Source organism: Hydrogenobacter sp., from assembly GCA_041287335.1.
GTDB lineage: Bacteria > Aquificota > Aquificia > Aquificales > Aquificaceae > Hydrogenobacter.
In genome coordinates this window covers 1-9,451 of sequence record JBEULM010000044.1, presented here as the reverse complement: position 1 = coordinate 9,451, position 9,451 = coordinate 1, and the positions used below count along the sequence as shown (strand labels likewise).

General features: G+C 41.0%; 15 protein-coding genes and 1 tRNA gene. 5 read left to right on the top strand and 11 right to left on the bottom strand.

Translation table 11 applies throughout. The features are described 5' to 3' along the window. The coding region (locus ABWK04_06435) for a TolC family protein (protein MEZ0361509.1) at positions 1-603 on the bottom strand (603 nt) is incomplete at its 3' end. A gap of 86 nt (positions 604-689) precedes the next feature. Here ABWK04_06435 and ABWK04_06430 point away from each other — a divergent pair. Next, the gene (locus tag ABWK04_06430) at positions 690-851 is read left to right on the top strand and encodes a hypothetical protein (protein ID MEZ0361508.1); all 162 of its coding nucleotides are present in this window, start codon (positions 690-692) and stop codon (positions 849-851) included. Between the two features lie 30 nt (positions 852-881). On the opposite strand, the gene ABWK04_06425 is transcribed toward ABWK04_06430, so the two are convergent. Continuing rightward, on the bottom strand, positions 882-1,517 hold the full coding sequence (locus ABWK04_06425; protein MEZ0361507.1) for a superoxide dismutase: 636 nt from the start codon (positions 1,515-1,517) through the stop codon (positions 882-884). A gap of 134 nt (positions 1,518-1,651) precedes the next feature. Here ABWK04_06425 and ABWK04_06420 point away from each other — a divergent pair, with 134 nt between their 5' ends. Beyond that, positions 1,652-2,224, top strand: coding sequence for a urate hydroxylase PuuD (locus ABWK04_06420; GenBank protein MEZ0361506.1), 573 nt, complete (start codon positions 1,652-1,654; stop codon positions 2,222-2,224). On the opposite strand, the gene ABWK04_06415 is transcribed toward ABWK04_06420, so the two are convergent. The 9 genes from ABWK04_06415 to efp all read right to left on the bottom strand — a co-directional run bounded on the left by ABWK04_06415 (position 2,221) and on the right by efp (position 7,668). Next, on the bottom strand, positions 2,221-2,652 hold the full coding sequence (locus tag ABWK04_06415) for a copper chaperone PCu(A)C (protein ID MEZ0361505.1): 432 nt from the start codon (positions 2,650-2,652) through the stop codon (positions 2,221-2,223). The two genes, ABWK04_06420 and ABWK04_06415, sit on opposite strands and share 4 nt — an antisense overlap. Positions 2,653-2,721: 69 nt before the next feature. Continuing rightward, a tRNA-Arg gene (locus ABWK04_06410) sits at positions 2,722-2,795 on the bottom strand. Between the two features lie 46 nt (positions 2,796-2,841). Then, the gene (locus tag ABWK04_06405; GenBank protein MEZ0361504.1) at positions 2,842-3,081 is read right to left on the bottom strand and encodes a KH domain-containing protein; all 240 of its coding nucleotides are present in this window, start codon (positions 3,079-3,081) and stop codon (positions 2,842-2,844) included. A 13-nt stretch (positions 3,082-3,094) separates the two neighbouring features. Then, positions 3,095-3,331 carry a 30S ribosomal protein S16 gene (rpsP, locus tag ABWK04_06400; GenBank protein ID MEZ0361503.1) on the bottom strand — a complete coding sequence of 79 codons (237 nt, stop codon included), beginning with the start codon at positions 3,329-3,331 and terminating at the stop codon, positions 3,095-3,097. Between the two features lie 45 nt (positions 3,332-3,376). Next, positions 3,377-5,413 carry a cation-translocating P-type ATPase gene (locus ABWK04_06395; protein ID MEZ0361502.1) on the bottom strand — a complete coding sequence of 679 codons (2,037 nt, stop codon included), beginning with the start codon at positions 5,411-5,413 and terminating at the stop codon, positions 3,377-3,379. 49 nt (positions 5,414-5,462) lie between these two features. Next, entirely contained in the window at positions 5,463-6,269 is an 807-nt protein-coding gene (gene trpA / locus ABWK04_06390) for a tryptophan synthase subunit alpha (GenBank protein MEZ0361501.1), read from the bottom strand. Then, complete coding sequence (locus ABWK04_06385; protein MEZ0361500.1) at positions 6,239-6,655, bottom strand: OsmC family protein; 417 nt, start codon at positions 6,653-6,655, stop codon at positions 6,239-6,241. Before ABWK04_06385 ends, trpA begins: the two co-directional genes overlap by 31 nt. A 3-nt stretch (positions 6,656-6,658) precedes the next feature. After that, positions 6,659-7,099: an acetyl-CoA carboxylase biotin carboxyl carrier protein gene (accB, locus tag ABWK04_06380; GenBank protein ID MEZ0361499.1), complete on the bottom strand. Its 441-nt coding sequence runs from the start codon at positions 7,097-7,099 to the stop codon at positions 6,659-6,661. Further along, a complete protein-coding gene (gene efp, locus ABWK04_06375; GenBank protein MEZ0361498.1) occupies positions 7,099-7,668 on the bottom strand; it encodes an elongation factor P in 570 nt (189 codons plus the stop codon). Before efp ends, accB begins: the two co-directional genes overlap by 1 nt. Positions 7,669-7,700: 32 nt before the next feature. Between efp and ABWK04_06370 the strand changes: the two genes are divergently transcribed. The 3 genes from ABWK04_06370 to pstS all read left to right on the top strand — a co-directional run. Continuing rightward, positions 7,701-8,459, top strand: a complete 759-nt coding sequence (locus ABWK04_06370) for an SAM-dependent chlorinase/fluorinase (GenBank protein ID MEZ0361497.1) — start codon at positions 7,701-7,703, stop codon at positions 8,457-8,459. 53 nt (positions 8,460-8,512) lie between these two features. Beyond that, entirely contained in the window at positions 8,513-8,740 is a 228-nt protein-coding gene (locus ABWK04_06365; protein ID MEZ0361496.1) for a hypothetical protein, read from the top strand. Positions 8,741-8,752: 12 nt separating this feature from the next. Beyond that, positions 8,753-9,451 (top strand): phosphate ABC transporter substrate-binding protein PstS (pstS, locus tag ABWK04_06360; GenBank protein MEZ0361495.1); only part of this gene is annotated, 699 nt, incomplete at its 3' end.

Here is a 9,451-nt window from a genome sequence, read left to right as displayed (position 1 = left end):
TAAGTAGAAGCTTAGATCCTTCATATCCTTTTTGTAGTTAGCTTGCGCTTGTTGTATTGCACTCTCAAGATCCACTTTGTAAAGTTTTAGCTTTATAAGGTCTATTAAACTTAAAAATCCCAGCTTCTGTTTTTGCTCCTGGATTTTGAGCATCTTCTCAAAATCCCTCAGATCCTCGCTCAAATACTCAAGGTATGCTCTGTCGGAAAGTGTCTGAAAATACACAGATATGAACTGAAGCTCCAAACTTCTAAGAAGGCTATCCCTTTGATACTCTACTGACCTTAGCTGATAAAAGGCAGATAGCTTTCTATACTGTCTTTTGTCCCCTAACTCTATGGGTTGGTCTATCCTTGCAGAAAACAGGGTGTTGCCCGTGTCATACACAAAGCTTTTCCCAAAGTTAAGTCCTGTGTAGTTTACAGAAAGGGTAGGGTTTTGCAAAAGCCCAGATTGAACGTATGCCCCTTCAGCCTTTTTCACTTCATACTGCGCTATCTTAACATCATAGTTTTTTTCTTTGAGGAGTTTGAGAGCGTCACTTAGCTTTATTTCTTCGGAAAACACCACGCTTACCAGAAGCATCAGCACAAAAAAATGCATAGCCCAAATTTTAAAAAAAAGGATATTAAGTTTTTATAAAGGTTTCCTTCATAAAATCTTAACCTAATGATCTTATGCTTTAGAATATGAAGATTTTGAATGTTGATAACAGACGCATAGCTGAGAAATTACGCACACGGCTTTTAAAAAGGGGCATGATCGTAGCTGAGATCTCCAAGCGGGAAGACCTTTACAAAGATTTCGTAAAGAAGGCTGATATAGTACTATTTCTCAAAGGGGAAAAGTAATTCTAAATTCCCCCTCCCTTTGAGAAATGTTCACTTTATAAAGTCTTTCAGGGCTTCGTAGGCTCTCATAGCCTTTTCAAACCTTTCGTTTATAACGTCCCAGTTTAAGCTTTGAATGAATGCATCTATGTAGGGAGGTCTCTTGTTTTTCTGATCTACATAGTAAGCATGTTCATAAGTGTCAAGAACTATGATGGGAATGAGTCCTGTATAATTATACATATTGTGAGCATCTAAACCGTTGACTACAAGCCTACCCGAAAAGATATCAAGCCCCAGAATAGCCCACCCTCTAAAAGCTATACCTGCGGACTTTATCTCCTGAATACAGGCATCCCAAGATCCAAAATCCTCTTCCACTTTCTTTCTGAGTGCTTGAGATGGTTCTCCCTGAGGCTTTAGATGTCCAAAATACAGCTCATGAAGGACAACACCCATATAATTAAAAGTTTCTTCAACCTTTAACTCTCTATATTCGGAATAATTTTGATTGGCTTTGCTTCTGTCTGAGAAATTAAGATCGGCAAGTTTTTCCTGAATCTCGTTATACTTTGTAACGTATCCCTTGTAGTGTGCTTCAAAATGAGGTTCTATTTGCTCGTTGGATATACCCCTCAGGTCGGAGGGTTTCAGATGGTCTTTCGGTTGCAATTTGTGAACTGCCATTGTACCACCTCCTTGTAAGAGTTTACTTTTTAGAATTTTAACATATTTGAAAAACATCATTATATGAGGACAATCATCTTGCAATTTTTTGACTTGAAGGTAGTTTTATTTAAAAAGGAAGAGGAGGTGTAAAAATGCCGGAGGTTTCTTACTCAGGTTGGGAGATATTTTTTAGGTGGATCCACTTTGTAGCTGGCATAACATGGATAGGGCTTCTTTACTTTTTCAATCTGGTAAATACACCTTACACAAAGATGACCAAGCCTGAAGAGAGACCTGCTCATATACCAAAACTCATGCCAATAGCTCTAGCGTGGTTTAGATATGCAGCTCTTGTCACAGTTATAGTAGGTCTAATAATTATTTACATGAAATACTGGTCCGCAGGTGACATAGTAAGCTCCGATTCTGCAAAAACTATATTAGTAGGGGGTGTGCTTGGTATAATTATGATGATCAACGTCTGGCTTTTCATCTGGCCTAATCAGAAGAGAATTATTCAAGCAACACTTAAAGGGGAAAAGCCAGATCCCAGCTGGGGAAAGCAGGCTTTACTCTTTTCACGCGTAAACTTTACACTATCTTATCCTATGCTACTCTTTATGGGAGCCGCTTCCCACTATCCTATGGGGTGGGGTATGATACTGATAACAGGCATAATAACTGCCTTAATAGGCTTAGGTATAGTGCTTTATGTACAGCGTTAATGTCCTTCGTGCATATGCATACCGCCTTCAGATTTTTTCACGTCAGCTTTTACCTTAACTTCCCCTGATTTTTCAAACTTCAACGTTATTTCAACCTTTTGTCCCTCTTTGGGTTTTTCTGTGAGGTTTATCAACATAAGGTGATATCCTCCCGGCTTTAGTTCCACGCTTTTGCCCGGAGGGATCTCTAAAGCTTTTACCTTCCTCATTTTGCCCCCAACCGTTTCGTGAAGTTCTACAACTTTCGCTATACTGGTAGATGCGCCTACAAGCTTATCAGGTGCATCTCCCTTATTTTCAATTACCATGTAGGCAGCGCTCATGCTTGATACTGGTGGTACTTCCCTCACCCATGCATCCTTGACTTCTATTTTTGGCACAGCAAATACAACCCCAGAAAAACTGAGCGCAAAAAGTAGCTTTCTCATATCAAGCCTCCTTAAGTTAATTTAAGTGTATTTTAAATCAAAAAAGTGAAAAAGTTATGAACTCGGAAACCGGTCCGGCGGGAGTCGAACCCGCAACCTTGGGATCCGTAGTCCCACGCTCTATCCAGTTGAGCTACGGACCGTCATAAGGATAAATATAGGCAGGAGGGTTAGAAGTCCCAGTCTATCTCACTCTAATATTTCAAGCACAACCCTTTTATTGGTTTTTCTACCCATGGCTGAAAGGATAGTTCTGAGAGACCTGGCTATCCTACCCTGCTTACCTATAACTTTACCCAGATCCTTTTGGTCCACCCTGAGTTCAATAACTACTGTCTTTTCCCCTTCAATTTCAACTACATTAACATGATCCGGATTGTCTACGAGGGATTTGGCAGTTATTTCTACAATGTCTCTCAGCTGACTCATGTCTTACCTCCTTTTAGAGTATTTTTGCGCTTCTGAGAAGACTTTTGGCACGGTCAGTAATTTCCGCACCTTTTGATATCCACTCTTTTACCTTTTCCTCTTTAAGCTCTAAATGTCTTCTTATTGGGTCATAAGCTCCGAGTATGTCTATGTATCTTCCTTCTCTTGGACTTTTTGCGTCCATGACAACTATCCTGTATATGGGGTGATGTGACCTTCCAAATCTTGCAAGCCTTATCCTGAGCGCCATGCCTTTCCTCCTGAGGTTTAGGTCTATTTATTATAACAGAATTTTTCACTTTCTGACTGAATTTATGACCACACTCAAAGAGGAAAGAGCCATCATAAGCCCCGCTATCTCTGGCTTTAATACGAATCCGTAAGAGGAAAAAAGCCCCGCTGCTAAAGGTATGCCAAGCGCATTGTAAAAAAACGCCCAAAAGAGGTTTTGCTTTATGCGAAGACTCACTTTATCAGCAACCTCAAATAGAAACTTGAGACCACCAAATCCGGAAAGAAGAACCACATCGCACACCTTTTTGGCAACATCCGTGCCTGAACCTATCGCAAAGGATACATCAGCCTTTGCCATAGCCGGTGCATCGTTTATCCCATCACCTACCATTCCTACGGCATAGCCCTCCTTTTGATAAACCTCCAGTAAATAGAGCTTTTCTTCAGGTTTCACTTTTGCGTGAAATACTTCTATAGAAAGAGCTTGTGCGGTTTTCCTTGCCCTGTCTTCGGCATCACCGGTAATCATAACGAGTTTTATACCTCTGTTTTTCAGATAATCAAGAGTTTCCTTTACGCCTTCCCTTATACCTTCTTCAAAGTGAAACTCCGCTAATATCTCGTTACCCTTCGCCAGAAGGGTTGCAGAGTTCTCGGAGCTGATACCAAGCTCACTGGGATTTCCGAGAAAGTAATCGTCGCAAAATACTCCCCTTCCCGGAACCTCGGTACAGTTTTTGAGATCAATCGCCCCAGCTCCTAAATTTTCACAATACTCCTTTATAGCTTTTGCATGCGGATGATTGGAGGTTCTTGCAAGGGAGAAGGCTATGTTTATAGCTTCTTTATAAAATACCGCTTTTGTCAGTTTAGGTTTTCCTTCCGTGAGGGTGCCTGTCTTGTCAAAGAGCAATACGTTAATGTCTTTCATCTTTTCAAGTGCAGAGGGGTTTTTTATAAGCAAACCCTTCTTGTATGCTCTTAAAAGACCAACGGTTAGAGCTAATGGAACAGCTATTCCAAAGGCACAGGGGCAGGAAACTACAAGTACAGAAAGACCGAAGCTGAAACTCTTCTGGAGGTCACCCGTCTTCAAATACCACAGAGCAAAAACAACAAGTGAGAGAGCTACCACAAACTGTACAAAGTAATGAGAGACCTTGTCAGCTATCCTGTGTATCTTGGGCTTTTGTCTTAGGGCATTCTCAACGAGCTTTATAAGAAGGGATACGTAACTACCTCCCAGAGTTTTTTCTACCCTCGCTTTTGCAAAACCGTTTAGCACTATACTTCCAGAAAGGATGCGTTCCCCCGGCACTTTTAATACAGGTTTGCTTTCACCGGTTATAACGGATTCGTCCACTTCAAGGCTTCCTTCAACGATAATAACATCAAGGGGAACGAGTTCCCCAGTTTTTAGAAGTATGATATCACCTATGAATACATCCTGAACGGGTTTTTCTTCCTCTTTGTTGTTTTTTAACACTCTGACCTTACTGGTTTGTATGCCGAAAAGCTCTCTTAATGATCCTGTAGCCTTCTCTTTAGCTCTATCTTCAAGATACTTTCCCACCCTCACAAAAGTTATAAGAAAGGCTGAGGTTTCAAAGAATGGGTGACCTTCAAGCAGTCCGACCATGGTAAATAAGCTATAAAGGTAGGCTGAGGTGCTTCCCAATGAAACTAAAAGATCCATATTCCCAACACCGGATAACAAAGATCTGTATGCTGATCTGTAAAAACCATATCCCCCTATAATTTGAATGAGAGTAGCGAGCAAAAACTCTGCATAAACTGTCCAGTAATTGTGGAAAAACATCAGTGGCAGAAAAGGTAAGCTAAGGAATACGCAAAGGAAAAGTATAAAAAGGCTTCTGTCTCTTCTTTCTACACCGGAAGAAACCCTATAGCCAAGAGTTTCTATAACATCTTTTATATTTTCCGGTGAGAGGAGATCTTCATCAAACTCTACATACACCCTACCCAGTTCAAAAGAAACCTCTACTTTCTTCACACCTTTGAGTCTCTTCAAATTTATTTCTATGGATCTCGCACAGTTAACGCAGGTCATCCCATCCACTTTTAGAGAAAGCTTCATAATTCTCAAGATCTCATAAAAAGCTTGTGAATTCAAGTGTTTTATTTATTTATACTTTTGGACACAACTTTAACGAGGATTTTAACTCCTTGACCTTCTTGGATAGATCCTCAATATTTCTTTCACCTGCAAGCTTCACGAGAGCGCTACCCACTACGACTCCATCGGAAAACTCGCCTATTGCTCTTGCATGTTCCCCTTTTGATACGCCAAAGCCAACCACAACCGGTTTTTGACAGTTTTCTCTGTATCTTCTTATGTTCTCTTTCAATCTTTCTAAGGGCAGATCTTCCCTTGCACCAGTTGTTCCCGTAATGGAAATAAAGTAAGTGAGTAGATCCGTGTGATTGCATATTAGTTTAAGTCTCCTTTCCGAGCTTGTAGGTGATGCGAGAAGTATGAGTGAAAGTTGGTACTTTTGGGTGTAACTTCCGAGTTCTTCGGATTCCTCAGGTGGGAGATCTGGAACGATAAAACCATCTATACCGTTCTCTTTCGCAAGGTGGCAAAACCGCTCAAGACCTATCTTGAACATAGGATTGTAATAAGTCATGAGTATAAAGGGGATATCCGGAAATTCCTGCCTGAGCGTTGAACTAATATAGAGTATATCCTTAAATTTGGTCCCCCTTTTTAGAGCCTCCTCGTGAGCGTGCTGTATGGTGATACCGTCGGCTACTGGATCGGAGAAGGGAAAGCCGATTTCCAAAATGTCAGCTCCACTTTTTAAGACAGATCTGAAAGCTTGAAGGGATGATTCAAGGTCTGGATAACCTGCCATGAGGTAACATACGAGAGCCTTTTCCTGACGCTCTCTCAGAAAATCTAACTTTCTTGATAATCTTTCTCTTCCCATAACTCAATCTCCACATCAATAGGGACGGACTTGCTGAGCATAGCGTAGACACTACAGTACTTCTCTATAGAAAGCTTCACTGCGGATTCTACAGCTTTTCTGCTTATACCTTCACCCTTAACACTGTATATGATCTTTATACTTTCGTAAACTCTCGGGAATTCGTCCCTTCTTATTCCTACAACTTCTATCCTTATGCTTTTAATTTTCTGTCTCTTCTTTCTGAGGATGCTTGAGATATCCACACCCGAACAGCCAGCAAGTGACACAAGGAGAAGTTCCATCGGTTTATATCCATGCTCACCGACCTTTAACTCACCAACTGAGGTAGCAGCTACATAAGTGTCTTCCTCAGAAAGGATAAGGCTTACACGCTTTTCTTCCATAGCTCAAACGCTCGTATCTATTAGAAAAAGCGGCTGACCGTATTCTACCGTCTCTCCGTTTTCAACAAGTATCTTCACTACCCTGCCTCTTACATCACTTTCTATCTCGTTCATAACCTTGAGAGCTTCTATTATACAAAGTACTTGACCAGGTGATACGATATCGTCAACCTCTACAAAGGGTGGCGCACCGGGAGAGGGAGATCTGTAAAAGGTACCCACCAAGGGACTTTTTATTACATGCAAGTGCTTTTCCTGTGTGGCTTCTTCGGAAGGTGGTAAGATTTCCACATGTTTGATCTCTCTATGTACCTCAGCCCTTTGTGGGTATTCCTTCTGATAAGTTTCAATGTGAATTCTCAATCCCTCCGTTTCTATACTCAAACTTTTTATATCGCTTCCTTTCACGAGACTTATGATCTCCTTTATGAAATCTCTGTCCATCACTTGACTCTCTCAATATAAACACCCTTTCTCGTGTCAACTTTTATTATGTCTCCCTCGTTGACAAAGAAAGGCACCTGAACTACAGCACCTGTTTCCAGCTTAGCAGGTTTTGAACCGCCAGCTGCAGTATCACCTTTGAAGGCTGGATCTGTTTCAACAACTTTGAGTTCCACATGCTTGGGAAGCTCTATGCCTATAGGTTGACCCTTATAGAGAAACACAACTACCGTCATACCTTCCTTTAAAAACTTTATTTCCTCTTTTATGTTTTCCGCAGGCACAGGTATCATCTCGTAAGTTTGCTGACTTATAAAGTAGTAATTGCTACCGTCATTGTAAGAGTATTCCGCAAAGACTTGTTCAAAGTCTGCAAGCTCAATGGTATCCGATGACTTGTACGTGATCTCAATGACGTTACCTGTCTGCATATTTTTTGCCTTGACCCTCACAAAAGCCTGCCCTTTACCGGGTTTTACATGTTCGTAATCAAGCACTCTGTATGGTTGTCCCGCATGCTCGATGAACATATCTCTCTGCACGCTGTTTATGTCTATCTTCACCGCCATACAAGTATTTTAGCACAGGTTAAAATTTGATCGTGCGACCTACGGTAGCTTTACTTACAGATTTTGGCACGAAAGATGGTTTTGTAGGTGCTATGAAAGGTGTGATGCTATCTATAAACCCTGATCTTCAGATAGTTGATATAACCCATAATATCGAACCTTTTAATATTCTTGAAGGTGCTTTGATACTTAAAGCTCACTACAGATACTTTCCACAAGATACTATCTTTCTTTGCGTTGTTGATCCCGGCGTAGGATCTTCAAGAAAACCCTTAGCTTTAAAATGTGGCAAATACACTTTTGTAGGTCCTCACAACGGAATTTTTGATCTCGCTTTGAAAGATATAGGTATGGATATACTTGCCTATCAGATAGAGCGTTACACACTTCCAAGATGGAACGAAACTTTTCATGGAAGAGATGTCTTTGCTCCTATCTGTGCTTACTTAAGTACCGGATTGCCACTGCATGAGGTAGGAAGATCTTTTGAGTACAATTACATGTTAAAGTGGGAAGATCCTCTTTCTGATGGGAAAAAGGTAAAAGGAAAGATAATTTACTTTGATAGATTCGGGAACTGTGTAACAAACGTTCCTTGTGGCAATTTCACAATGGGCGAGTTCAGAGGAGAAAAACTATGCGTAGTATCCCATTTTTTGCAACAGAAAGTAAAAAAGCCAGCTCTCTTGTGTGGAAGCTTCGGCTTTATGGAGCTTTTTATACCTCTTGATAGTGCAAAAGACAAACTGAAGGTAAGCTTGGGAGAGGAAATCATCTTCTACCTTCCTTAACGGAATCTTAACAATTAATCTGTAGAATTTCGTATGCGAAGGAGGTAAAGGTCATGAAGAAACTTTTCATAACGCTAATTTTGAGTTTGCCAATTTTCGCCTTTGCAGGCACAAACCACCCAGCCTTAGACACACTTCTTGAACTTCTTACAGAAAAGGGTGTGATAACGCCAGAAGAAGCCATGAAGGTAGCCGACCAACTAAGAAAGGATATGGATGAAAGGAACAAAGATATACAATCTATGATTAAAAAAGCTCTTGAAGAAGAAAAATCTAAGTAAGGAGGTAGAAACATGAAAAAAGCAGTATTAGCCTTAGCAGTTTTAACAGGCACAGTTCTCGCCATGGAAATCTCTGGAGCGGGAGCAACCTTTCCTTATCCTATTTATTCCAGGTGGGCTTACTACTTTGAGAAGGAAACAGGAAACAAGGTGAACTATCAATCGATAGGATCCGGCGGTGGCATAAGGCAGATAATCAACAGAACTGTAGATTTTGGAGCCTCTGACGCACCGCTTGCACCGGAAGAGTTAAACAAGCACAATCTTCTACAGTTTCCTACCGTTATAGGTGCGGTTGTTATAACCTACAATGTATCAGAACTTGGCAAAACGATAATAAACCTTGACGGGAAAGCAGTTTGCGACATATACCTTGGAAAGATAAAAAAGTGGAATGACCCATACCTCAAACAGCTAAACCCAAACATTAACCTGCCAGACAGAAACATAGTTGTAGTCCACAGATCAGATGGTTCTGGCACCAGCTGGATATTTACCAACTGGCTTTCTAAAGTATGCCCCGAGTGGAAGGAAAGGGTAGGATTTGGTACCTCTGTCAAGTGGCCCAGTGGTGTGGGTGGAAAGGGTAATGAAGGCGTAACGAACTATGTAAAGAGGTCTCAAGGTGGTATAGGCTATGTAGAATACATCTACGCAAAACAGAACAACCTACCTATGGCAAAGATAAAGAATAAAGAAGGCGTATTCGTA